The following is a 23,845-nucleotide window of genomic DNA, read 5'->3' as shown; positions in this document are numbered from 1 at the left end:
GAGAGGGGTTGAGAAACGTGACCACAGAATCCGGGGCGCCCGCCCTGCCGATGGCCGGCCGTCGCGAATGGATCGCGCTCGCCGTGCTCTGCTTTCCCACGCTGCTGACCACCGTGGACGTCAGCGTGCTCATTCTGGCCCTGCCCCGGATCGCCGCTGATCTGGACATGGGCGTCAACGCGCAGCTCTGGTCGGCCGACATCTACGGCTTCATGCTGGCCGGTTTCATCGTCCTGATGGGCACCCTGGGTGACCGCATCGGTCACAAGAAGGTGCTGCTCACCGGCGCCGCCGTGTTCATCGTGGCCTCGGCCGTGGCCGCCTACGCGGGCTCCACCTGGGTGCTGCTGGGCGCCCGGGGCCTGCTCGGCATCGCCGCCGCGACCGTGATGCCGAGCGTGCTCGCCCTGATCAGCCGGATGTTCCCGAACCCGGCGCAGATGGGTGTCGCGATGGGCGTCTGGGGCACCTCGATCATGCTCGGCGTCATCCTCGGCCCGGTGGTCGGCGGCCTGCTGCTCGGCTGGTTCTGGTGGGGCTCGATCTTCCTGATCGGCATCCCGGTCATGCTGCTGCTCCTGGTGCTCGGGCCGAAGCTGCTGCCCGAGACGGCCAACCCCGAGGCGGGCCGGCTCGACGTGGTCAGCGCGCTGATCTCGCTGGCCGCGCTCCTGCCGTTCGTCTACGGCCTCAAGGAGGTCGCCCGCGCGGGCTGGGCGGCCACCCCGGTCGCGCTGATGGTGATCGGCGTCGCCTTCGCGGTCCTGTTCGTGCAGCGTCAGCGGACCCTGGCCGTGCCGATGGTCGACCTGGGCCTGTTCCGGATCCCCGCGGTCGGTTCGACGATCCTGCTCGGCCTGGGCTTCGGCTTCATCATGGGCGGCATCGGCCTGGTCACCACCCTCTACATGCAGCTGGTCGAGGGTATGACTCCGGTCCGGGTGGCCGTCTGGATGCTGATCCCGTCGTTCGCCATGATCATCGGTGGCAACGTCGGCCCGCTCCTGGCCCGCAAGATCAAACCGGGCTGGGTGCTCTCCGGCGGTCTGGTGATCGCCTCGGTCGGCACCCTGATCATGACCCGGGTCAGCCTGGCCGGCGGCCTGACCACCCTGATCATCGGCCTGGTGGTCATGTATCTGGGCGCCAGCCCGGTCGGCACCCTGGCCAACGCCGTCATGATGACCAACACCCCGCCGGAGAAGGCGGGTGCGGCCGGATCGCTCTCGTCGACCGGTGGCGAACTCGGTGTCGCGCTCGGCGTCGCCCTGCTCGGCAGTGCGGCGAGCGCGGTGTACGGCAACTCCATCACGCTCCCCGACGGTCTGCCGCCGGAGGTGGCCGCCCCGGCCGGGGAGAGCATCGCCGCGGCGTCGGCGATCGCCGGCACCCTGCCCGGCCCGGTCGGCGGTCAGCTGCTCGACGCCGCCCAGGACGCGTTCACCTCCGCCCTGCACGGCGTCACCTTCCTCACCACGCTGGTCTTCCTGGTGCTGGCCGCGATGCTCGCGATCGGCCTGCGCCGGGTGCAGCCGCTGACCGGCCCGCCCGGCATGCCGCACGGCGACATGCCGCCGGCGGCCGAGGAACCGGCCACCCCCGCTCCCGTACGGGATCCGGTCTGACCCCAGGCGGCCGTGCGTCCCCGGGCGCACGGCCGCCCACCCCCGAGAGGAATCCCTGTGCCTCGCCGTTCAGTCGTTCGCGTCGGCGCCGTCGTCGCCGGTGCGCTCGCCCTGCTGATCCTCGTTCCGGTCACCCCGCACGTGGTGGCCGCGACCAGGAACCCCCGAGTCCCGGTCTGCGTCGCCGTCGCCGACAGCTCCCGTGGGGAGTTCACCCTCAAGGTCGCCCAGTCGACAGTGGACGACCTGATCAAACGCACCCGGTCCTACCCCGGCCGGTGCGCCTCCTACGGTGGATCGAAGAAGGTCGGTGAGGGCCGGGCCTACGCCTTCACCCAGTCGGACGGCAGCGTCCCCGAGAGCATCGGCGTCGTGATGACCGAGGCGGCCCTGCGCGGGCTGCCGACCCATCCGGTGAACGAGGGCCGCTGGTGCTTCGACGTCGACGGCAACGGAACGAACGACCCGCACACCGAGTGCACCGGCGGGTACGAGTCCGAGCTCCCGCTCAGCGACGAGTTCCTCGCCACCGCCGACACCCCGTTCAAGTACGCCCTGCTCAACTGGAACCCGATGGGGCACATGCCACCCGGTATCTATGACCGCCCCCACTTCGACGTGCATTTCTACATCACCCCGAACGAGGAACGCCTCGAGATCAAGCCGGGTAAGTGCGGCATGCTGGTCGACTGTGACGTGTGGGAGGTCGGCAAGCTGCCCCTGCCGCCCGCCCAGACCCCGAAGGACTACAGCGACTTCGGCGCGGTCGAGCCGGGCATGGGCAACCACCTGATGGACCTGACCGGTCCGGAGGCCAACGGGGCCCCGTTCACCCGGACGTTCATGTACGGCTCGCACTACGGCCGGCTCACCTTCTGGGAGCCGATGGTCACCAAGGACTACTTCGACCGGGTCGTCTCCGGCGCCGAGCCGGGCGGCTGTGCCCCGCTCAAACTCGCCGAGGAGTACGCGGTGCCCGGCTGGTATCCGACCCGCTACTGCATCACGCACCGGGCCAACCGCGACGAGATCGTCACCTCGCTCGAGGGATTCGTGCGGCGCGGCGTGGGCTGATCCGAGTACGGACCCGGTCACGCACCGTCGGTATAGTGACCTTGTCCGGTCCGGCCGATCGTGGAGGATGCTCGCTGATGGCCAAGGTGGATAACGCGGTCAACAAAACCGAGGAGGTCGACGCGTTCATGGCCGACCTCGACCACCCGTTCAAACCCGGTGTCGAGCTGATCCGGGCCCACATCAAGGCCGGCAACAAGGGCATCACCGAGCAGGTCAAGTGGAACGCGCCCTCGTTCTCCTACAAGGGCGTCTATCTCACCACGTTCAACCTGTTCTCGCGGCCCAAGGTGTTCCTGGTCTTCCACCACCCGCACGTGGTCACCATCGACGACGAGCGGCTGGAGGGCAAATACCCCGACCGGCGCCTGCTCTTCTTCGACGATCTGGCCGACGCCAAGAAGAAGAAGCCCTTCGTGCGCAGCGTCGTCACCGAGCTGATCAAGACGATCAACAAGTGATCATCCTGCTCCACTCCTCGAAGACGATGCGCCACCCGGCCAACGCCGGTGCACCGCGAACCACCCCGAACCTGCTCGGCCAGGCCCAGGTGCTGGCCGAGCAGGTTCGCTCGCTGTCGCTCGACGAGATGGTCACGATGATGGCCGTCTCGTCCGAGGTGGCCCGGCGCACCGCCGAGCAGATGGTCGAGTGGAGCGCCGAGGGCGAGCAGTGGCCCGCGGTCGACTGCTTCACGGGCGACATCTACAGCGGCCTGCACGCCGGTGACCTCTCGGCCGCCGACCGTGCCTACGCCGAGAAGACGCTCTATATCCTGTCCGGGCTCTACGGCGTGCTCCGGCCCGGCGACGGCATCCGGCCCTACCGGCTCGAGATGGGTTACAAGCTGCCCCGGCCCGGGTTCGCCAGCCTCTACAAGTTCTGGGGCGACGAGGTCGCGAAGCTCATCCCGGACGGGCCGATCGTCAACCTGGCCGCGCAGGAGTACAGCCGCGTGGTCACCGCGCACATCGACAAGACCCGGGTTGTCACGCCCAAGTTCCTCTCCGTCGACCCGCGCACCGGCGAGGCCAAGTTCATCGTCGTGCACGCCAAGATCGCGCGGGGCATGTTCGCGCGCTGGCTGCTGACCGAGCGCGTGCGTGACGTGTCCCGGCTGCGCGATTTCGCCGAGATCGGCTACGAGTTCGACGAGGCCGGCAGCACCCCGGCCCAGCCGCTGTTCATCGCCAAGGAGTTCGGCGGCAAGGGGTTGAGCATCCGCCTGGAGAAGTGATCGCGAGCGCACATCCGGAGATGCCGGAGACCGGAGTGGTCGGCCACGCTGGCTGAGATCACTTTCCGAGATCCAGGGGGAACCAGATGAGGCAGGTCGGACACCGGGCGGTCGTCCTGGGCGGAAGCATGGCGGGGATCCTCGCCGCCCGGGTGCTCGCCGAGGCGTACGAAGAAGTGATCGTGGTCGAACGGGACCGGGTGCTCGGCGTGGACACACCGCGGCGGGGTGCGCCGCACACCGTGCACGCTCACGGCCTGCACGCTCGAGGGCATCTCAACCTCGAAGAGCTGTTCCCGGGCTTCACCGACGACCTGCGTGCGGCCGGAGTGCCGACCGGCGACCTGGGCGAGATGCGCTGGTTCTTCAACGGCCGCAAGATCAAGCCGGCCCGCACCGGGCTGATCTCCGTCACCGCGCCCCGGCCGGTCCTCGAGAACCAGGTACGCAACCGGGTGGCCGCGATGGAGAACGTCACCTTCCTCGAGGAGCACGACATCCTCGGGCTGATCGCCACCGACGAGCGTGAGCAGATTGTCGGCGTACGGATCCAGTCGCGGGCCGACGGTGCGGAGCCCGAGTCCCTCGACGCCGACCTCGTGGTCGACGCCACCGGCCGCGGCTCGCGCACCCCGGCCTGGCTCGACGAGCTCGGCTACCAGCGCCCCGAGGAGGAGAAGGTCAAGGTCGGCCTGGCCTACACCACCCGGCACTTCCGCACCCGCCCCGAGATGTTCGACGGCGACCAGTCGATCAACCCGGTGGCCTCGCCCGGCCACCCCCGCGGAGCGTTCTTCGGGCAGGTCGGCAAGGACATGTGCATCGTGTCGCTGACCGGCCTGCTCGGCGACTATCCGCCCACCGACCCGGAGGGCTTCCTCGAGTTCGCGCGGTCGTTGCCGGTGCCGGACGTCTACGAGGGCATCAAGGACGCTGAGCCCCTTGACGAACCGGTGTCGTTCCGCTTCCCGGCCAGCGTGCGCCGCCGTTACGAGAAACTCCTGCGGTTCCCCGGACGCTTCCTGGTCATCGGCGACGCGTTCTGCAGCTTCAACCCGGTCTATGGCCAGGGCATGAGCGTGGCGTCGATCGAGGCCATGACGCTGCGCGATCACCTGCGTCGTGGCGAGGCGCCGGACCCGCTCCGGTTCATGACCGACATGGCGAAGGCGGTGGACACCCCGTGGGACATCTCGGCCGGCGGTGACCTCGACTTCCCCGGCGTCGAGGGCGAGCGCACGCTCAAGGTGCTGGTCGGTAACGCGTATATGGCGCGCCTGCAGTACGCGGCGACCCGGGACGAGGCCGTCACCGACGGCTTCATGCGAGTGGCCGGCCTGATGGATCCACCGGAGGCGCTGATGCGGCCGGCCATGATGCTGCGGGTTCTGCGCCATGCGGTGCGGCGCCCCGAGCCCGGGCCGTCGTGGCTGGACACCTCACCGCAGACGGTCGTGTGAAAGGTGGCCGGTCCGTATGCCGCGGACCGGCCACCGCTCGTCTACCAGAGGCGCCAGAAGAAGCTGGCGTTGCGGGCGACCACCACCGGGCTCGCGCCGCGGTTCTGCACGATCCAGCGGTTCTGATAGAAGTTCCAGTACCGGGACTTGTACGCACCGGACGTCTTCTTGTGGATGACGCCGTGCTCGAGGCCCTGCTTGCTGATGAAGACCACCTTGTGGCCGGCCGACATGCCGCCCGCGGCCTTCGGGTTGTTCGAGACGGCCGACTGCCACGAGACGAGGTCGTCGTCACCGGCGCCGAGCAGCGTCCAGTCGGTTCCCTGGGTCGACTGCGGGTTCTTGCTCAGCCACTTCAGGAACGCCGACCCCGGCCGCATGTCGACGCACTGGCCGCCGCAGAGCCGGGCGAAACCCGCCCCGGTGTGCGGCGTGCTGAAGGTGACCACGTCTTCCACATAGAGCCGCGGCGGCCAGCCGCGCAGCTTCTTCTGGACGCCCGTGATCGCGGCCCGGATGATCAGGCCGCCCATCGAGTGGCCCACGGCGTCGACCGAGATGTTGCGCCGCGTGTAGCGGTTGTAGATGTCCCAGGCCAGCGCCTTGCCGATGTCGTCGAGGTTGCCGGCCCGGTTGCCGAAGTTCCCGATCCTCGTGTTGCAGCTGCGGTCCTTCGTGTAATAGGCGACGGTGTGCTGCGGCCCGCGGGCGCCCAGCGCGCGGTAGCGGCCGATCGCCGCGTTCCAGGTGCCGGCGCAGTTGGCCGACGGCGGGTTCTCCCGCATGATCCCGTGCACCCAGTAGATCGGTTCGTTGAGCGAGTCGTTGCGGGGCGGCACGGCGGCCGCCTGGATCGGCGCGGATGCCGCGGCGGCGACCGGAGTCGGCGCGGCTTGGGCCGGCGCGGCCAGGGCCAGGCCGGACGCGACCGCCGCGGCCGTCACCAGCACCGCGAGTGAGTTTCGCATTGATGACCTCCGAAGTGCGTGTCATGGACGCATCGAAGAGTGCGACGGCGGTGTTGGCGGATTGTTGGCGTGTCACCTTCGAGACCGGGTGCACTGATAAGAACTGATAAATCGGGCAGAGGTGTTGCCCGGTATTGCCAGCATCGGCGTGAACAACAGCTCGCCGTTGCCTGCATCGGGGTGACCAACGGCCCGCCGTTGCCCGCATCGGGGTGACCAACGGCCCGCCGTTGCCAGCATCGGCGTGAACAACCGCTCGCCGTTGCCCGCATCGGGGTGACGAGAGACGTGACCAGAGAGCAGAAGAACGAGACCACCGACAGCATCGAGGGGGATGCGCGTTGCGTGAGTTCCGGCTCCTCGGCCCGGTGGAGGTGTGGACGGACGGCCGTCGCCTCGACGCCGGCCCGCCCCAGCAGCGGCTCGTCCTGGCCGCCCTGCTCGCCGACGCCGGCCGGGTGGTGCCGGCCGAGAGCCTGATCGCCCGGCTCTGGGACGACGACCCGCCGGCCGCCGCGCGGCGGGCCGTGCACGTCCACATCGCCCGGGTGCGGCAGCTCCTGCGGCTGACCGGCGACCACACGGCGCTGACCGGCACGTCCGGCGGCTACCGGCTCGACGTCGAGCCGGACGAGGTCGACCTGCACCGCTACCGGCGCCTCGGCGACCGGGCCCGCGACGACCCGGCACCCCGGAAGCTGCTCGACGAGGCGCTGGCCTGCTGGCGCGGCACACCCCTGGCCGGTCTGCCCGGCCGGTGGGCGGCCGAGACCCGCGACGCCTGGTCGCGCCGCCACCTCGACACGGTGATCGCCTGGTCGGCGGTGGCCGAGCCGGGGCCGGCGGCCGACACGCTGAGCGGCCTGGTCGAGGAGCATCCCCTGGTCGAGCCCCTGGCGGCCGCGCTGATCCGGGCCCTGCACCGCGCCGGGCGCACCGCCGAGGCGCTCGACTGCTACGCCCGTACGAGGAAAACGCTCGTCGGCGAACTCGGCATCGAACCCGGCCCGGAACTCACCGAGGCGCACCGGGCCGCGCTCAGCGAGCCGATGCGGGAGCGACCGGCCCAGCTCCCGACCGGCGTGCCCGGTTTCGCCGGTCGCCACGCCGAACTGGCCGCCCTCGACACCGCCGTCGGCCAGCCGCTGATCGTCATCTCGGGCACGGCCGGCGTCGGCAAGACGGCGCTCGCGGTGCACTGGGCCTCGACCGTGGCCGGACGGTTCCCCGACGGCATTCTGCACGTCAACCTGCGCGGATACGCCCCGCGCGGCTTGGTGACCACGGCCGCCGAGGCGGTGCGCGGCTTCCTGGAGGCGTTCGACGTGCCGCCCCCGGCCGTCCCGGTGACCCTGGCCGCGCAGGTCAGCATGTACCGGCGGCTCGTGGCCGGGCGGCGGATGCTGGTGCTGCTCGACAACGCGCGCGACGCCGAGCACGTGCGGCCGCTGCTGCCCGGCTCGCCCGGCTGCCTGGCCGTGGTGACCAGCCGCCACCTGCTGCCGGCGCTGGTGGTGACCGACGGCGCCTACCCGCTGAACCTCGACCTGCCCAGCGTCGCCGAGTCGCGGCGGTTGCTGGCGGCCCGGCTCGGCGCCGACCGGGTGGCCGCGGAACCGGGGGCGGTCGACGAGATCATCGACCGTTGCGCCCGGCTGCCGCTGGCCATGACCCTGGTCGCGACGCGGGCCGCGGTGCATCGGCGGTTCGCTCTGGCCGCGCTGGTCGGGGAGCTGCGCGAGGCCGGGGACCGGCTGGACGCGCTGTCGAGCGTGGACCGCAGCATCGACGTCCGCACGGTGCTGTCCTGGTCGTACGAGGGGCTCAGCGACGCCGCGGCCGAGCTGTTCCGCCTGCTCGGACTGCACTGCGGCCCGGACGTCACCGCCCCCGCCGCGGCCGCCCTGCTCGGCGTTCCGGTGCGGCGGGCCGGCGAGCTGCTGGCCGAGCTGGCCGACGCGCATCTGATCGTCGAGCACGTGGAGGCGCGCTTCACGATGCACGACCTGCTGAAGGCGTACGCGGGGGAACTGGTTCTCAGCGACGACGGCGAAGAGCCTCTGCGCCGGGTGCTCGACTTCTATCTGCACAGCGCGGACGCGGCGGACGGTCTGCTCTATCCGCACCGCGACGAGATCACCCTGGACCCGGCGGCGGACGGGGTCACCGCGCAGGCGTTCCGCACCGACACACAGGCCGCCGCCTGGCTGTCCGCGGAACGGCCGGTGCTGCTGGCCGCGGTCGAGCAGGCGTACACCTCCGGACATCTGGCGCACGCCCTGCGGCTCGCGCTGACGCTGGTCACCTTTCTCGACCGGCGCGGCTGGTGGGACGAGCTGATCGCCGTGCTGCACGTGGCGCTGCACGCCGCGCGCCGGCTCGGTGACGCCTCCGGCCAGGGGCAGACGCTGCGCATCCTGGGGCTGGCCCACGCCCGGCTCGGACGCTATGACGAGGCGGCCGGGCTGGCCCGCGACGCGCTCGGCGTGTTCGAGGCCCACGGCGACCGCGGCGGTCAGGCCCGCGCCCACCGCGACCTGGCCAACCTGTGCTGGCGCGAGGGGCGGCGTCCGGACGCGTTGCGGCACGTGCGCCGGGTGCTGCAACTCTCCGAGACGGCGGGGCTGCGGGCCGGATCGGCGTTCGCGCTGTACTCCGTGGCCTGCGTCTATTTCCTCACCGGCGACCAGCCACGGGCGGTGGCGATGTGCCGCGCGTCGGTCGCGGCCTACCGCGAGCTCGGCGACCGGGTCGGTGAGGCGGTCGCGTGGGAGGGGCGCGGGCTGGCGCACGCCGAGATGGGGCACACGCGGTCGGCGCTGATCTGTTTCCGGCGGGCGTTGCGGTTGCGCGAGGCGAACGGCGACCGCTACCTGGTGGCCGACAGCCTGCTGCTGATCGGCGACACCCAGTCGGCCGCGGGCCGGGACGATCAGGCCCGGGAGGCGTGGCGGGCCGCGCACGACATCCTGAGCGAGCTCGGCCATCCCGACGCCGAGCGGGTCAAGGCCAAGCTCAGGTGACGGCCAGGGCGAAGCCGGCGGTCGGGATCGCGAAGAAGATCGAGAGAACGGCCAGGCGCGGGATGCTCGGGCGCCGGGTCAGGATCGCGTACGCGGCCAGGAGAACCGGCACGGTGAACAGCTGAGGCACGAGCGTGTCGCGGGGCACGACCGTGTCGGTGGCGGCACACAGGACCGAGGTGACGAGGCCGGCGGTCCAGAGCAGAAGACCGATTGCGTACGCCGTACGGGCTCCGAAGCGTACGGCGAAAGTGGTGTCTCCGCTCGTCGTGTCGGAGGGCAGGTCGGTGACCGTGGTCGGCACATAGAGTGCCGCCGCGAAGAGCAGACCGATCAGCCCGAACGGCCACGGGAACGCCCACGGGTCGTGCGTGATCGACCAGCCCGCGGCGGGCGAGACCACCCCGACGACCAGCGCGTTGACCGCGACGTCCCAGCCCGGCCGGGTCTTGAGGCGCAGCGGGGGAGCGCTGTAGGCCCAGCCGAGCAGCAGCACACCGGCCACCCCGAGCACGAACAGCGGCCTCACGAACAGCGCGGCGACCAGCGCGGCCCCGGCGATCCAGCGGTACCAGGAAGCCAGGGCCGCGTGGTCGACCGCGCCGGTGACCAGGGGCGACGAGGCCTTACGGGGGTTGATCCGGTCGCTGGCGAGGTCGTGCCGGTCGTTCTGCGCCAGCACGGCGCCCCAGACGAGCGGGCCCAGAACGAGCAGCGCCAGCAGGGTCCGCGGCACGTCGACCGGGGTGAGTTGCCGGTCGGCGAGGACCATGCCCAGATAGGCCGGCACCCACGAGACCGGCCAGAACCAGGGTCGCGACACGGCGACCACCAGAGTGGCTGCTGTCATGCCGGGATCGTGCCCTGCCCGTGCTGACAGGGCCCTGAGAAACTACCCACCGCGACGGAGAAGACTGGGTAACGTGCGCATCGTGTTGATCCGGCAGTTCACCGAGTCCGACTGGCCGCAGGTGTGGGAGATCGTCCGGTCGGTGGTGCGCGCCGCCGACACGTTCACCTACGACCCCGCGATGACCGAGCAGCAGGCCCGGGCGATCTGGCTCGAGTCCCCGCCCGGCGAGACGGTGGTCGCGGTCGACGGCGACGAGGTGCTCGGCACGGCGAAGGTCGGCACCAACAAGCCCGGCCCCGGCTCCCACGTGGCCACCGCGAGCTTCATGGTCGCTCCCGTGAGCCGAGGTCAGGGCGTCGGCACGGCCCTGTGCCGGTTCGCTCTGGAGTGGGCCCGGCAGCACGGCTACGCCGGCATGCAGTTCAACGCGGTCGCCGAGTCGAACAAGTCGGCCGTGGCCATCTACGAACGCCTGGGGTTCACCGTCGTCGGCACCGTGCCCGGCGCCTTCGCCCACCCCGTCCAGGGTCGGGTCGGCCTGCACATCATGTACGCCGACCTGACCGCCTGAGGTGCCCTGGGCCCACGGCGAGACCGTGCTTTACCGGTACGGCCGGGAGGGCCGAACCCGCTTCGCCCGGGTGGGCCGGGTGCTGACCGACGACGACGCCGGGCTGGCCCTGTGGATCGCGCCCGGTTCTCCGCAGATCGAGTCGGTGCTGGCCGACGGCCGCGGTCTGCGTGAGTTGCCGCTGGCGGAACGTTTCGACGCGCCCCGGGTCCGCCGCGAGACCACCTGGCGCGGTTCCGGCATCGTGCAGTTCGCCCCGGCCGCCGGCGAGTGGTCGGTGTGGTGGTTCTTCGCGGAGGACGGCGGGTTCGAGGGCTGGTACGTCAACCTGGAAGCGCCCCAGGTCCGGTGGGAGCGTGGAATCGACAGCAGCGACCGCGCCCTCGACGTGTGGATCAGTCCCGACCGGGTGGCCCACTGGAAGGACGAGGACGAGTTCGCCTTCCTGACCGGCCGGCCCGGCCGCTGGACACCGTCGCAGGCCGACGCCATCCGAGCCACCGGCCGCGAGCTGATCGACGTGGCGGCGGCCGGGGCGTTCCCGTTCGACGGCACCTGGACCCACTATCGCCCCGACCCGGCCTGGGGTCCGGTCGCGCTGCCCTCGGACTGGGACCGCCCCCACCTGGCCGGCGCCTGACCTCCGACCGATCGCCGCGCGGCGGGCCGTTCTCGATCGCGTCGCAGCTCGTCGCGTCGCAGCTTGTGTCGCGGCGTGTCTCGGCTTGCGCCGCGTGTCAGTTCAGCGCGGCGGCGAAGGCGGAGCGGGTCGGGCTGTCGCGGGCCTTGTCGAGCACGGCGAAGACCACTTCGTCGAACCACGGGGACGCACGCAGGGCCGTGGCGAAGGCGCCCGCCACGACCGCCGGATCGTTGCCGAAGACGCCGCACCCCCAGGCTCCCAGCACCAGACGGCGGTGGCCGTGGGCGGCGGCCACTCGCAGCACCCGGGTCGCGCGGCGTTCGAGCACGGTCGGAACCGTGGGCAGCAGGCCGGGCTGGTTGCGGGCGATGGCGGAGCGGTTCGGCGCGGCGGCGGTCAGGAACGTGACCGGATAAGGGTCCGCGAGCAGGGCGCCCTTGTCGTCGCGGAAGACCGGCACGTCGGGGGAGTAGATGACGCGGTCGGTGTAGGTCAGCTCGGCGTGGGCGCGGTGATGCGCGTAGAAGTCGCCCGCCGCCCGCAGGCACGGGTAGAGCGCCGAGGCGCGGGCCAGGCTCTCCTCCTGGGCCTGGGCGCCGTTGAGGAAGCCGCCGCCGGGGTTGCGGGCCGACGCGAAGACCAGACAGGCGACGTCGCCGCCCAGCCGTCGCGCGGCCTCCAGCGTCGTCTCGCCGGTCACGGTCACCGCGGCGGTGGACGACGCCGGGGGTTCGTCGAGAGCGTCGTCCGGCAGATAGAGACGCGTGCCCTCAACCGCCCGCCCGACCTGCTGGGCGATGTCCGCGCCCGGGTAGCCACCACGCTCGGCGATGGCCACCGTCTCCCGGGCGATGGCCCGCAACCGACTGCTCACGGCGGCCATCATCCCGGCCCGCCACCCGACCTCGCGACCGATTTCCATCAGCACGATCCCCGACAGGGACCGCACCCCTGCCTGGCCGACGCCCACGATCCAGCGCCCTCATCCGGGCACGTCCTCCCGTTCAGCGCTTCCGATCAACGCTTCAGATCAACGCTTCCGTGCGGCGTTGCCGTGAGGCGCGCTTCCGCGCAGTGGTCTCGGGATCAGGGCTCCCGGCTCAACGCCGCGGCAAAGGCGGAACGGGTCGGGGCGGCAGGGTGGTGGTCGAGGACGGCGAAGACCACCTCGTCGAACCAGGGGCGGTCGCGCAGCGTGCGGCCGAAGATCTCGGCAACCGTCGCCGGATCGTTGCCGAAGACGCCGCACCCCCAGGCTCCCAGCACCAGACGGCGGTGGCCGTGGGCGGCCGCGACCTCCAGGATGCGGGCCGCCCGCCGCTCCAGCACCACCGGAACGCCGGCGCGCCGGGACTGCTCGAGCACCGCCGTGTTCGGGGCGGCGCAGGTCAGGAACGAGACCTCGTACGGCTCGTCGAGCAGTTCACCCCGGTCGTCGCGGAACACCGGCACCGCCGGCGAGTAGATGACGCGGTCGGAGTAGACGGGGTCGCCTTGGGCCTGGTGGTAGGCGTAGAAGTCGTCCACCGCGCGCAGGCAGGGGTAGAGCGCCGAGCTGCGGGCCAGGAACTCCTCCTGCGCCTCGGCGCCGTTCAGAAAGCCACCGCCCGGCTTCCGTGCCGACGCGAAGTTGAGGCAGGCCACCTCACCCGCGAGCCGCCGCGCGGCGGCCAGGGTCGTCTCTCCGGTCACCTCGATGTGGGCAACCACCGGCGGGAGATCCGGCTCAGGCAGCTGCTCGTCGGGGAGGTGGAGCCGCGTGCCCGCGACCGCCTTCTCGACCTGACGCCCGATGTCCGCACCGGGATAGCCACCCCGCTCGACGATGCCCACGGTCTCCTCGGCGATCGCGCGGAGCCGACTGTCCCGTTTCACCTTCCCATCATCGCGGCCGTGGCAGCCGCGCCGCGACCCCGGACGAGATCTCCCACCGCGCCGCGACTCGAGGACGAGGCCGTCGGCAGTCACCCCGCTGCGAATCCGGACCTGCTCGCCCGCTGTGCCGCGAGCGATGGTGAGAAAGCGTTCCGGTACGCGCGGGGCGAACGCCCGGTCACCCGTTTGAAGGCGTTGCTCAGCGCGCTCTCCGAGGCATAGCCGACCTCCCGGGCGATCGCCGCCACGGTGTCGTCACCCCGGCGCAGACGGGCCGCCGCCAGCTCGATCCGCCAGCGGGTCAGATAGTCGAGGGTGCCCTGGCCGACGACCCGGCGGAACCGGGCGGCCAGCGTCGAGCGGGACACCGCGGCCACCGTCGCCAGCTCGGCCACCGTCCAGGCGTACGCGGGTCTCGCGTGCATCGCCCGCAGCACCGGCGCGACCACCGGGTCGGAGAGGCCGGCCAGCCACCCCGCCGGCGGCGCGCTCGAGGCCAGGTGCGCCCGCAGCACGTGGATCAGCATGATCAGGGCCAGATGCTCGGTGACCAGGGTCGACGCCAGGGGCCGGTCACGCTGCTCGGCCTCGATCTGGCCGAGCGCCCACCGCACCGCGCCCGCCGTCTCGCCCGGCACGTGCACCACCGGCGGCAGCGCGTCGAGCAGCAGCTCCTGGGCGCGTTCGCCGAAGTCGAACCGCCCGCCGATCAGATGGACGTCGTCGCCCGAGCCGGCCCGCCCGAGCCCGTCGGCGAAGATCACCCCGGCCGGGATCGTGGGGAGGGTCAGGTCGCTGGCCAGCGTGAACGCCACCGGCCGGGTCAGCAGGAAACAGTCGCCGGGCGCGAGCGGATAGACCTTGTCCTCGACCAGCAGAAGACAGTTCCCCTTCCGTACGGCGTTGAACTTGACCGCCGCCGCCGGCGCGAACGAGACCGCCCAGTCGCCACCCGCCACGAGTCCCGCGGAGAGGCTGCTGCTCGTGCCGACGAGCGTCAGGACATCCTCGAGGGGATCGTTGTGGACGTTCACGCAACTATCCTGGACCTTCAAGCATTCATCGTCCAGCATTCCCGGCGCACGATGAAGCCATGACCTTTCCGTTCACCGCCCGTTCCACCGCCGCCGACGTGCTCGCCGGAGTCGACCTCACCGGCCGGCGCATCCTGATCACCGGCGGCACCTCCGGTCTCGGCCGGGCCGCCGCCGAGGCGTTGCGCGACGCCGGGGCCGAGGTCGTCACCCCCTCCCGGGCCGAGCTCGATCTGGCCGACCTCGCGCAGGTGAAGGCGTACGGGGAGAAGGATCTTGACGTGATCATCGCCAACGCGGGCGTCATGGCCGTCCCCGAGCGCCGCCTCACCCCGATCGGCTGGGAGTTGCAGCTGGCTACGAACTTCCTCGGCCACTTCGCGTTGATCACCGGCCGGCGCGACCGGCTGCGCGCCGGCGCCCGCATCGTCGTCGTCAGCTCCGGCGCCCAGCTGCGGGCCGGCGTCGACTTCGACGACCCGCATTTCGAGCGGCGCCCGTACGACCCGTGGACCGCCTACAGCCAGTCCAAGGCGGCCGAGGTGCTGCTCGCCGTCGCGATCGCCCGCCGCCGGCCCGAGGTCACCGCGAACGCCGTCAACCCCGGCCGCGTCCACACCAACCTGCAACGCCACATCGACGCCGCGACCATGCGGGCGCTCGGCGCGATGGACGACAACGGCGATCTGATCCACCCCGAGGGATACAAGACCCCCGAGCAGGGCGCCGCCGGTGAGGTCATGCTGGCCGCGTCGCCGCTGCTCACGGGCGTCACCGGCCGCTACTTCGACGAGGACAACCAGGCGGCCGAGGTGGTCGCCGGCGGCCCCGAACCGATGACCGGCGTCGCCGAGTGGTCGGTCGACCCGGCCGCCGCCGACCGGCTGTGGGAGCTGGCCGAGCGGGCCGTCAGGACGTCGTGAGCGGCTTGCTGACCGGTCCCTCGTTGCCGGAACGGTCCAGGCCGCTGAGGCAGTACGTCACCGGGCCCGCCGGCGGCGCCGGGTCGACCACCTCGGCTCCGGCCCGTCCGGTGGCGACCAGCGCCGCCGAGGCGCCCGCGACCCGGTAGAGGGCCCAGCTCGTCGCGCCCGCGGCCTCGGCCTGGAACCGGACGCCCTTGTCGAAGCGGGTCGCCGAGACCAGGCGGGCTGCCTGCGGCGGGGCGGCGGGCAGGCGGGCCATGCGGGGCAGCAGCGCGGGGGAGGCGTAGTGCTTGTCGCGGTAACGGGTGACCGCCCCGAGCCGGTCGGCCCGGATCTGCTTGGCGCTGAAGTGCACCTGCCCCTGCACGCCGGCCTGGTCGTTGAGCACCATCTGCCGGTCGAGCTGGGCCGGGTCGCTCCACGCGCCCTCCTCGCCGATGCGGTAGTCGGCCATGCCGATGTAGAGCTGCACGTTCGTGCCCTTGGTGAGCGCGGTCCACCAGGGCAGCAGCTTCGCGTAGTCGGCCTTGGCGAAGCCGATCGTCCAGTACAGCTGGGGCACGATGTAGTCGAGCCAGCCCTGCTGCACCCACTTGCGGGTGTCGGCGTAGATGGCGTCGTACGACTCCAGGCCCCGGCTCTGCGAACCGTCGGGGTCGTTGGCGTAGTTGCGCCAGATGCCGAACGGGCTGATCCCGAACTTCACCCACGGCTTCATCGCCTTGATCCGCTCGTCCATCTCGCGGACCAGCGTGTCGACGTTGTCGCGCCGCCACTGGGCCCGGGCCTTGCCGGCGCCGTATTTCGCGTAGCTGGCGTTGTCGGGGAAGTCTTCGCCGGCTTTCGGGTACGGGTAGAAGAAGTCGTCGAAGTGCACGCCGTCGACGTCGTACTTCTGCACCGCCTCGAGCATCGAGTCCTCGACGAACTTGCGGGCCTCGGGGATGCCCGGGTCGAAGTAGAGCCGCGCGGTGTCGCCCTTGGGATAGGAGATCGCCCAGTCGCGGTGCGCGAGCAGCGGGTGGTTGGGCGCGAGCTTGGCGAAGTCGGCGCCGGGGCCGACCGGGCCGGGCTGGGTCCCGCGGTAGGGGTTGAACCACGCGTGGAACTCGAGGTTGCGGGCGTGGGCCTCCTTGACCATGTAGTCCATCGGGTCCCAGCCCGGCGACTTGCCGTCGCGCTTGCCGGTCAGCCATTCCGACCAGGGCGCGTACGCCGAGGGCCAGAACGCGTCTCCGCTGGGCCGGACGTGTACGAAGATCGCGTTGTGGCGCTGGGCCACGGCCAGGTCGAGCCAGCGCTGGTACTCCGCCTTCACCTGGGCCTGGGTCAGGCCCCGCTTGCTCGGGAAGTCGATGTTGGTCACCGTGGTGAGCCACATGCCGCGCAGCTCACGAGCCGCCTTCACCGGCACCGTGCCGCACTTGCCCGGCGTTCCGGTCGGGGGCACCGACGTGGACGGCCAGGGCGCGCCGGCGGCCGGGGTGGGAGTGTAGGTGGCCGCTCGCAGCAGCCCGATGCCGAGAACCGACGTCGCGAACAGCACCGCGGCGAGGGTGAGAGTCAGCTTCACGGGTGGGCGGGGGAGGCGGAGCATGGGGACCAGTGTGCCCTGTCCGGGCGCTTGCGCGCCCGGACGTCAGAGAACAGTGCGGTAGACCGCGAGCGTCTCCTCCGCGATCCGGGCCCAGCTGAACTTGTCGACCGCGCGCCGGCGCCCGGCCAGCCCCATCGTGCGGGCCCGCTCGGGGTCGCGGACGAGCTCGGTCATCGTGGCCGCCAGGTCGGCGACGAACTTGTCGGGGTCGACCGGGGTGCCGGTGCCGTCCTGCACCTGCTCGATCGGCACGAGCAGGCCGGTCTCGCCGTCGGCCACCACCTCGGGGATGCCGCCGGTCGCGGTCGCCACCACGGCGGTCTCGCAGGCCATGGCTTCGAGGTTCACGATGCCCATAGGTTCATAGATCGAGGGACAGACGAACACAGTCGCGTGGGTGAGAACCTGGATGACCTCGTGCTTGGGGAGCATCTCCTGCACCCAGATCACGCCGTGCTCGTCGCGGGCGGCGCGCAGCTCGTCGGCCAGCGCCTCGACCTCGGCCGCGATCTCCTTGGTGTCGGGCGCCCCGGCCAGCAGCACGATCTGGGTCTCGGGCGGCAGCGACCGGCACGCCTTGAGCAGGTAGGGCAGGCCCTTCTGGCGGGTGATCCGGCCGACGAAGACGACGCTCGGGCGGCCCAGGTCGATGCCCAGCCGCTCGATCACGTCGGTGCCCCGGTCGGGGGTGTAGAGCGAGGTGTCGATGCCGTTGTAGACGACCTGGATCTTGTCGGGGTCGACCGAGGGGTACGCCGTGAGCACGTCGCGCTTCATGCCGGCCGAGACGGCGATGACCGCGTCGGCGTTCTCGATGGCCACCCGCTCGCAGAACGACGACAGCGCGTAACCGCCGCCCAGCTGCTCGGCCTTCCACGGCCGCAGCGGCTCGAGACTGTGCGTGGTGACGACGTGCGGGACGCCGTACAGCAGCTTGGCGGTGTGCCCGGCGAAGTTCGCGTACCAGGTGTGACTGTGCACGACGTCGGTGCCCTCGGCGCCCGCGGCGATCTCGAGGTCGACGCCCATGGTGCGCAGCGCGGCGTTCGCCCCGGCCAGTTCGGCCGGTTCCGGATAGGCCGTTACGCCCGGCTCGTCGCGGGGTGCACCGAAACAGTGCACCCGTACGTCGGCGAGATTGCGCAGATCGCGCGTCAGGTATTCCAGGTGGACGCCGGCGCCGCCGTACACCTCCGGCGGATATTCGCGGGTGATGAGGTCAACGCGCAATTGTTCGGCCACGCCCGCAGCCTAATCCTTGATCGGGAGTCTCGCGCTCGGGGATCAAGATCAGTTACCCTGTGCGTCGCCGGGAAGACCACGGCGAGTTCCCTTCTTCGGCTGGCGCTCCGGCTGGCGGAAAGTTAGCGTCCTTCCATGGCTGTCAAGGTGCTTGCGATCGTTCTGGCCGGTGGAGAAGGTAAGCGCCTGATGCCCCTGACGGCGGACAGGGCCAAGCCCGGTGTCCCGTTCGGCGGCATCTATCGCATGATCGACTTCGTGCTGTCGAATCTTGCCAACGGCGGTTATCTCAAGATGGTCGTCCTGACCCAGTACAAATCCCATTCGCTCGACCGGCACATCTCCAAGACGTGGCGCATGTCGACCCTGCTCGGCAATTACGTCACGCCCGTGCCGGCCCAGCAGCGGCTCGGCCCCCGATGGTTCGCCGGCTCGGCCGACGCCATCTACCAGAGCCTCAACCTGATCAACGACGAGTCCCCCGACTACGTGATCGTGTTCGGCGCCGACCACATCTACCGCATGGACCCGAAGCAGATGGTCAACGACCACATCGCCTCGGGCGCCGCGGTCACGGTGGCCGGCATCCGGCAGCCCAAGTCGATGTCCGACCAGTTCGGCGTCATCGACGTGGCCGAGGACGGCAAGCGGATCAAGGCCTTCCGCGAGAAGCCGCGCGAGGTCGACGGCCTGCCCGACGCGCCCGACGAGATCTACGCGTCGATGGGCAACTACGTCTTCACCACCCGGGCGCTCTGCGAGGCCGTCACCAAGGACGCGCAGGACCCCGACAGCAAGCACGACATGGGCGGCAACATCATCCCCATGCTCGTCGAGCGCGGTGAGGCGAACGTCTACGACTTCCGCGACAACGAGGTGCTGGGCAGCAACGAGCGCGACCGCGGATACTGGCGTGACGTGGGAACGCTCGACTCGTTCTACGAGGCCCACATGGACCTCATCGCCACCGAGCCGATCTTCAACCTGTACAACCACGACTGGCCGATCTTCACCAATTACGGCTCGTGGCCGCCGGCGAAGTTCGTGCACGGCTACGACGACCGCCAGGGCCGCGCGATCGAGTCGATGATCTCGCCCGGTGTCGTGGTCTCCGGCTCGCTGGTCGAACGCTCAGTGATCTCCCCGAACGTCCGGGTCAACTCGTGGGCCCACGTCGAGGGCGCGGTGCTGATGGAGGGCGTGTCGGTCGGCCGGCGCGCGGTCGTCCGCAACGCGATCATCGACAAGAACGTGGTCATCCCGGAGGGCGCGCAGATCGGCGTCGACCTCGACCGCGACCGGAAGCTCTACACGGTCTCGGACAACGGGGTGGTCGTCATCGGCAAGGGCCAGAGGGTGGAGCTCTAGGCGCTTCTAGCGCCGGTCCCGCAGCGTCTGCGACGGGGAGACGCCGTAACGGTCGCGGTAGGCCCCGGCGAACCGTCCGAGGTGGGTGAAACCCCAGCGGTACGCCACCTCGGACACGTTCACCTGCCACGGGTCCGACCGCGACAACTCGGCGTGCACCCCGTCGAGGCGTAATCGGCGCAGATAGGTCAGCGGCGACATGCCGACGTGCTGCCGGAACGACTCCTGCAGCACGCGGACGCCCACCCCGGCGACGGCCGCGAGGTCGGCCGCGGTGAACGGGCGCCACGGCTCGGCGTGCATGGCGTCGAGCGTGCGTTTCACCGTACGGGGGCGGTTCGGTCCCTGCATTCCGGCCGGCTCCTCGCCGTACGGGTGCTCGACCGTCAGGGCCAGCCCGCTGACCACCATGTCGCGCCAGCGGCCGGCCATACGCGGCTGAGCGGAGAGGCCGTCGCCCCGCCGCAGCTCGCCGAAGAGCAGGCGGACCAGGGCGACCCACGTACGACCGGGGGCGTCGACCAGATTGAAGCTGCCGCCCAGCAGCAGCGGCGTGACGACCTGCTGATCGAGGGCGGCGTCGAGCTCACGTTCGAGGGCGCTCCGCTCGACCTTCACGCTGAGCAGGCGGCAGCTGCCCGGCCACTCGAGGTCGATGTCGCCGATCGGGCGAAAGACCGCGGCCCGCGTCGGGTCGGCCAGCACGGTGGTGCCGCGGTGCCGTGAACGCAACATCCCGCTCAGCGGCGCCAGCACGTGGTACGACGTCTCGAGGTCGGCGATCGCGACGTGGATGTCGCTGCCGTAGCTGATCTCGCCGACCGTGATCGGGCCCAGCTCGACGACGTCACCCCGGAAGGCGAACCCGGACCGGTCACCGACCGGGTTCACCCGCAGGGGACCGTAGAACATGCGACGGCAGAACGCCCTGGCCTCGTCCACATCGGTCGTGGCGAGCGAGAATCGGGCGGACGCGTCCGGTCGGGTCTGCTGGCCGCCAACCATGGCGTCCAGCCTAGCGCCTGTTCCGCAGCTGAGGCGGGGCTGCGTCGAGGCCCAGATTCCCCTTGGCGGCGTCCCGTGGATGCCCGGCTCCCGGTGTTGGAACCGGGCATCCACGGGCCACCACCAGGCGAAATCTGGACCGCGCCTCGCTCCCACCTCAGCTGCGGAACAGGCGCTGAACCCGAACGGGCGCAGGCACCTTTCAGGCGACGGCGGCAGCCACCGGCCAGGTGAAATCGGCGACGCCGCCGCTGGGCACGTCGACCTCGCCGAGCGGCGTGACCGGGTTGTCCCAGACGGTGTAACGGCCCTCGGGCAGGCTGTCGAGCACGACGCTGTAGCAGACGCCGCCCCACACGTAGCGGGCGCGGACGGCCGCGTGCGTACGCCGGGCCGGGTCGTCGACCGGGCTGACCTCGATCTCGCGGCCGTGCATCCGGCCCGGGGTGTTGATGATCAGCGCGCCGATGCCGTTGCCGATGTTGAGCATCACCGTGCCCTGACCGCTCGGGGTCATGCTGTGCCAGGACGGGCTCTCGTGCTCGTGCTTGTGGGTGTGGGTTTGCTCGTGCGTGGGGGTCGTCATGAGGGGTTACCGAATCCGTCGAAGGGGGTGCCGAGGTAGGGGAACTTCTTGAGCAGGCCGGCGCTGGCGTCCTTGATGCTGAGGCCCTGCTCGACCAGCGCGGCCGCGGCGTCCGGCTCGAAGTCCTTCTCGACCAGCGGCAGCGTCACGCCGGCGATGGCCCGGATCGAGATCGAGACGACGTCGTCGGCGATCCGGCGGCCGTTCGGGAAGCCGGCCAGGTCACCGCCGACCACACCGAACTTGTTCGGCTCCTTCGACGGCGGGATCGCGGTGTTGAGCCGCAGCATGTCGGCCTGCACCTCGCCGGTGTTGTTCTGGAAGTTCTCGATGATGCCGTCCGGGATGCCGGTCAGCAGGATCGCGACGAGGTCGGCGCGGGCCTTGCCCTTCTTGTCACGGGCGGCCAGGTTGTCGAACAGGCCCGGGTAGAGCACCGGCAGCAGCGTCTGCAGCTCGGGCTTCTCGACGAACTGGGCGAAGCGCTTGTCCTCGGCCGGGGAGAGGCTGTTCCATTTGTCCTTCTCGGCCATCGGCACGATGACCTCGTTGAACAGCGGGTTGCCGAGGCGGGACACCTGCACCTGCGGGCCGACCACGACGTCGTCGTTCTTCTTGTCGCCGTTGCGGACCTGCACCTGGCGGCGGCTCGCGGAGGTCCAGACGCCGATGACGGCCTCGGGGTCGCGCCCGCGCACCTTCTTCTTGCCGTCACGGCGTACGGAAGCAAGCGGCACTTGAATCGCGATGCTGTGCACGTTCAGCTTGTCGGTGGCGTTGACGGCCTTGCCGGCGTAGTTGAACAGCGTCTGCCCGACCAGGTGCTTGTCCTGGAAGGGGCGCAGCGTGCCCAGGTCGAAGATCGCACCCAGGTCGACGAAGAACGCGTCGGCGCGCTGACCGGCGAAGACCTTCTCACCCGACTTCAGCTTGGCCACGGCGTCGGCGGCCAGCCCGTCGTAGTCGGGGATGGACAGCTTGCCGACGTTGCACGGCGGGCAGGGCAGCTTCTTGGCCAGCACGGTGCTCTTGCCGTACGAGTCGACCTTGGTGACCGAGAAGAACTGCCGGCGGTTCCAGTTCTCGCTGTCGAGCGAGTCGATGGGGCCGGTGTTGTAGAGGAACGTCTTGTCGTTGCGCAGCTCGGTGCGGAACCGGAACTGATAGGTCAGGTCGGGGCGCGCGTCCCCGTTGGAGTCGATGTGGATCTCGTAGAGCACGTCGTCGCCGAACTCGAAGAAGTTCGGGCCGCTGGCCGGGAGCTGCAGCGGGACGTAGTTCGCGATGATCGTCACGGTGTCCGGGTCGTCCGGGCTGACGAACGCGTAGAGATCGGAGCTGTCGGCGACCGGATCCTTGCTGATCTCGGGAGCCTCGCGGTGTGAAGACACGGTGTTCTCTCCCCTCAGCCCTTGGCCGACTTGAGCAGCTTGGCGGCGAGCTTCTTGTCGGTGAGCGTGCTCTTGGAGCCGCCGACGAACACGTCGAACGTGCCCTTCTCGGCGTCGCGCAGCGACAGGACCAGCGGACCGGCGCCCTTCGGCGTTTCCTCGTTCTCGCCGGCCAGGCTCAGCCCGGCCACACCGGCCACGGAGACGCCCACACCGGCGGTGGCGGCGATCGCCAGGACACGGCGGCGGTTGACGCCTCGCTGACCGTAACGAACTCGGCTCATCTCGGCCTTTCCTTAAACCTTGGGGGGGAGGCTGGGAAAATGCTGTGCGTTTTGTCGACGCCCATCAGTACGAGGCGTCAGCCGTTGCGGTTCAACGGTTTTCGCGTCGTCTGCGGAGAATTGCTCCGGTGCCGGCCCAGGCAATCGCGGCGAAACCTAAGATCAACGCTCCGGCGATGATCCAGTGACCCAGCGTCACCTGGCTGGTGTCGTCCTTCTGGGCGGCGACCGGGTTGAGATCGATTTCCGGGGCTGCGGTCGCCGGCTTCGCGCTTGTCGGCGTCGGCTTCGGCGTGGCACTCGTCGCCCGTACGGCTGGTGCTGCCCTTGTTGTTGCCGGGGCTTGCGGCGGGGCTTTTGTCGCTTTTGCGGCGGCGGCCGGGAAGACCAGATCGGAGCAGGAGTAGTACGTGTCCGGGGTCTGCGACGTCTCCCACACGATGTAGAGCATGTGCCGCCCCGTACGCGCCGGCAGCTTGGCCCGCAGCTGGTACGCCCCGTCGTTGAGGTCGGGGTCGGTGACCGACGCGAGCGGCTTGCTGCCGAGGTCGTCCCAGGTGAGAGCCTTCTCCGGGTCGTACGCGGGCTTGGTCAGGAAGATCCGGAACTCGCCCGCGTGCGGGATCGTCGCCCGATAGTTGATCTTCAGGTTCTGGCCCGGGGTGACCTTGGTGGCCGGGAAGTCGTCGCGGGCCAGGTCGAGGCCCTTGAACGCGTCGAGCCCGCCGCTGCACAGCTCGCCGTCCGGCACGACCTCGCGGTCCTTGCCGTTCACGTCGGCGATCCGCAGGTTGTCGAAGTTGCCGAAGCCGCGGCCGTTCGCCTTGCGGGCCGCTTTGCAGGCCGCGTTGCCGGTCTCCTCGCCGCCGTCGGCGCACGCGGCGGTGCGGCTGATCGGCGTCGTCGGAGCCCCGTGGGCCAGGGCCGGTGCGGGCGCGGCGGCCAGGACGGCGGCCGCCGTGAACGCCCCGGCGGCCAGACGATCGATTCTCACGTCCCTGCAATACGGAGAATTGGCCTGAGTCGTTCAGCACGTCCACCACCGGCTGTGACCGGGCGTGTGATTGCATGGCGGGGCTCGAC

General features: G+C 70.6%; 22 protein-coding genes. 10 read left to right on the top strand and 12 right to left on the bottom strand.

Features of this window, described 5'->3' with window-relative positions; genetic code table 11:
* Positions 1–17 precede the first annotated feature (17 nt).
* The 5 genes from JIG36_RS31735 to JIG36_RS31715 all read left to right on the top strand — a co-directional run bounded on the left by JIG36_RS31735 (position 18) and on the right by JIG36_RS31715 (position 5,396).
* Entirely contained in the window at positions 18–1,625 is a 1,608-nt protein-coding gene (locus JIG36_RS31735) for an MFS transporter (RefSeq protein ID WP_307872991.1), read from the top strand.
* 57 nt (positions 1,626–1,682) lie between these two features.
* Complete coding sequence (locus tag JIG36_RS31730; protein WP_203380081.1) at positions 1,683–2,699, top strand: hypothetical protein; 1,017 nt, start codon at positions 1,683–1,685, stop codon at positions 2,697–2,699.
* Positions 2,700–2,776: 77 nt separating this feature from the next.
* Positions 2,777–3,160: a hypothetical protein gene (locus tag JIG36_RS31725; RefSeq protein WP_203380080.1), complete on the top strand. Its 384-nt coding sequence runs from the start codon at positions 2,777–2,779 to the stop codon at positions 3,158–3,160.
* Complete coding sequence (locus tag JIG36_RS31720; protein WP_203380079.1) at positions 3,157–3,936, top strand: YaaA family protein; 780 nt, start codon at positions 3,157–3,159, stop codon at positions 3,934–3,936. Before JIG36_RS31725 ends, JIG36_RS31720 begins: the two co-directional genes overlap by 4 nt.
* 86 nt (positions 3,937–4,022) lie before the next feature.
* Positions 4,023–5,396 (top strand): FAD-dependent oxidoreductase, encoded by a 1,374-nt coding sequence (locus JIG36_RS31715; RefSeq protein ID WP_203380078.1) that lies wholly within the window; start codon positions 4,023–4,025, stop codon positions 5,394–5,396.
* Positions 5,397–5,437: 41 nt separating this feature from the next.
* On the opposite strand, the gene JIG36_RS31710 is transcribed toward JIG36_RS31715, so the two are convergent.
* On the bottom strand, positions 5,438–6,364 hold the full coding sequence (locus JIG36_RS31710) for an esterase/lipase family protein (RefSeq protein ID WP_203380077.1): 927 nt from the start codon (positions 6,362–6,364) through the stop codon (positions 5,438–5,440).
* A gap of 341 nt (positions 6,365–6,705) precedes the next feature.
* Between JIG36_RS31710 and JIG36_RS31705 the strand changes: the two genes are divergently transcribed.
* Entirely contained in the window at positions 6,706–9,387 is a 2,682-nt protein-coding gene (locus tag JIG36_RS31705; protein ID WP_203380076.1) for an AfsR/SARP family transcriptional regulator, read from the top strand.
* Here JIG36_RS31705 and JIG36_RS31700 read toward each other — a convergent pair.
* On the bottom strand, positions 9,380–10,237 hold the full coding sequence (locus JIG36_RS31700) for a UbiA prenyltransferase family protein (protein WP_203380075.1): 858 nt from the start codon (positions 10,235–10,237) through the stop codon (positions 9,380–9,382). The two genes, JIG36_RS31705 and JIG36_RS31700, sit on opposite strands and share 8 nt — an antisense overlap.
* An 82-nt stretch (positions 10,238–10,319) precedes the next feature.
* On the opposite strand from JIG36_RS31700, the gene JIG36_RS31695 reads away from it, so the two are divergent.
* Positions 10,320–10,811, top strand: coding sequence for a GNAT family N-acetyltransferase (locus JIG36_RS31695; protein ID WP_203380237.1), 492 nt, complete (start codon positions 10,320–10,322; stop codon positions 10,809–10,811).
* A gap of 1 nt (position 10,812) precedes the next feature.
* Positions 10,813–11,451: a ribonuclease FAU-1 family protein gene (locus JIG36_RS31690; protein ID WP_307872990.1), complete on the top strand. Its 639-nt coding sequence runs from the start codon at positions 10,813–10,815 to the stop codon at positions 11,449–11,451.
* 97 nt (positions 11,452–11,548) lie between these two features.
* Here JIG36_RS31690 and JIG36_RS31685 read toward each other — a convergent pair whose 3' ends face one another.
* From JIG36_RS31685 to JIG36_RS31675, 3 genes are all read right to left on the bottom strand, one after another.
* Entirely contained in the window at positions 11,549–12,376 is an 828-nt protein-coding gene (locus tag JIG36_RS31685) for a TIGR02452 family protein (protein ID WP_236048574.1), read from the bottom strand.
* Positions 12,377–12,540: 164 nt separating this feature from the next.
* Positions 12,541–13,329 carry a TIGR02452 family protein gene (locus JIG36_RS31680; protein ID WP_203380074.1) on the bottom strand — a complete coding sequence of 263 codons (789 nt, stop codon included), beginning with the start codon at positions 13,327–13,329 and terminating at the stop codon, positions 12,541–12,543.
* An 89-nt stretch (positions 13,330–13,418) separates the two neighbouring features.
* The gene (locus tag JIG36_RS31675; RefSeq protein WP_307872989.1) at positions 13,419–14,363 is read right to left on the bottom strand and encodes an AraC family transcriptional regulator; all 945 of its coding nucleotides are present in this window, start codon (positions 14,361–14,363) and stop codon (positions 13,419–13,421) included.
* A 59-nt stretch (positions 14,364–14,422) separates the two neighbouring features.
* Here JIG36_RS31675 and JIG36_RS31670 point away from each other — a divergent pair, with 59 nt between their 5' ends.
* Positions 14,423–15,286 carry an SDR family NAD(P)-dependent oxidoreductase gene (locus JIG36_RS31670; protein WP_203380072.1) on the top strand — a complete coding sequence of 288 codons (864 nt, stop codon included), beginning with the start codon at positions 14,423–14,425 and terminating at the stop codon, positions 15,284–15,286.
* Here the strand turns inward: JIG36_RS31670 and JIG36_RS31665 are convergent.
* Both JIG36_RS31665 and glgA read right to left on the bottom strand, forming a co-directional pair.
* Entirely contained in the window at positions 15,273–16,886 is a 1,614-nt protein-coding gene (locus JIG36_RS31665) for a glycoside hydrolase family 10-like protein (protein WP_203380071.1), read from the bottom strand. The two genes, JIG36_RS31670 and JIG36_RS31665, sit on opposite strands and share 14 nt — an antisense overlap.
* Before the next feature lie 42 nt (positions 16,887–16,928).
* Entirely contained in the window at positions 16,929–18,128 is a 1,200-nt protein-coding gene (glgA, locus tag JIG36_RS31660; RefSeq protein ID WP_307872988.1) for a glycogen synthase, read from the bottom strand.
* A 135-nt stretch (positions 18,129–18,263) separates the two neighbouring features.
* Here glgA and glgC point away from each other — a divergent pair, with 135 nt between their 5' ends.
* A complete protein-coding gene (gene glgC, locus JIG36_RS31655) occupies positions 18,264–19,496 on the top strand; it encodes a glucose-1-phosphate adenylyltransferase (protein WP_203380070.1) in 1,233 nt (410 codons plus the stop codon).
* A 6-nt stretch (positions 19,497–19,502) separates the two neighbouring features.
* Here the strand turns inward: glgC and JIG36_RS31650 are convergent, their stop codons facing one another.
* The 5 genes from JIG36_RS31650 to JIG36_RS31630 all read right to left on the bottom strand — a co-directional run bounded on the left by JIG36_RS31650 (position 19,503) and on the right by JIG36_RS31630 (position 23,756).
* On the bottom strand, positions 19,503–20,501 hold the full coding sequence (locus tag JIG36_RS31650) for an AraC family transcriptional regulator (protein ID WP_203380069.1): 999 nt from the start codon (positions 20,499–20,501) through the stop codon (positions 19,503–19,505).
* A 202-nt stretch (positions 20,502–20,703) separates the two neighbouring features.
* Entirely contained in the window at positions 20,704–21,087 is a 384-nt protein-coding gene (locus tag JIG36_RS31645) for a phospholipase (protein WP_236048573.1), read from the bottom strand.
* Positions 21,084–22,478: a DUF4331 domain-containing protein gene (locus JIG36_RS31640; RefSeq protein WP_203380068.1), complete on the bottom strand. Its 1,395-nt coding sequence runs from the start codon at positions 22,476–22,478 to the stop codon at positions 21,084–21,086. The genes JIG36_RS31645 and JIG36_RS31640 overlap by 4 nt, the downstream gene beginning before the upstream one ends.
* A gap of 14 nt (positions 22,479–22,492) precedes the next feature.
* Positions 22,493–22,762, bottom strand: a complete 270-nt coding sequence (locus tag JIG36_RS31635) for a hypothetical protein (RefSeq protein ID WP_203380067.1) — start codon at positions 22,760–22,762, stop codon at positions 22,493–22,495.
* 91 nt (positions 22,763–22,853) lie between these two features.
* Positions 22,854–23,756, bottom strand: coding sequence for a lytic polysaccharide monooxygenase (locus JIG36_RS31630; RefSeq protein WP_203380066.1), 903 nt, complete (start codon positions 23,754–23,756; stop codon positions 22,854–22,856).
* Between the last annotated feature and the right edge of the window lie 89 nt (positions 23,757–23,845).

Origin of the sequence: Paractinoplanes ovalisporus, from assembly GCF_016834655.1 — a bacterium.
In the GTDB taxonomy this organism is placed as follows: domain Bacteria; phylum Actinomycetota; class Actinomycetes; order Mycobacteriales; family Micromonosporaceae; genus Actinoplanes; species Actinoplanes ovalisporus.
Note: the sequence above shows the minus strand (reverse complement) of the source record. Positions and strands in the feature narration are given on the sequence as shown.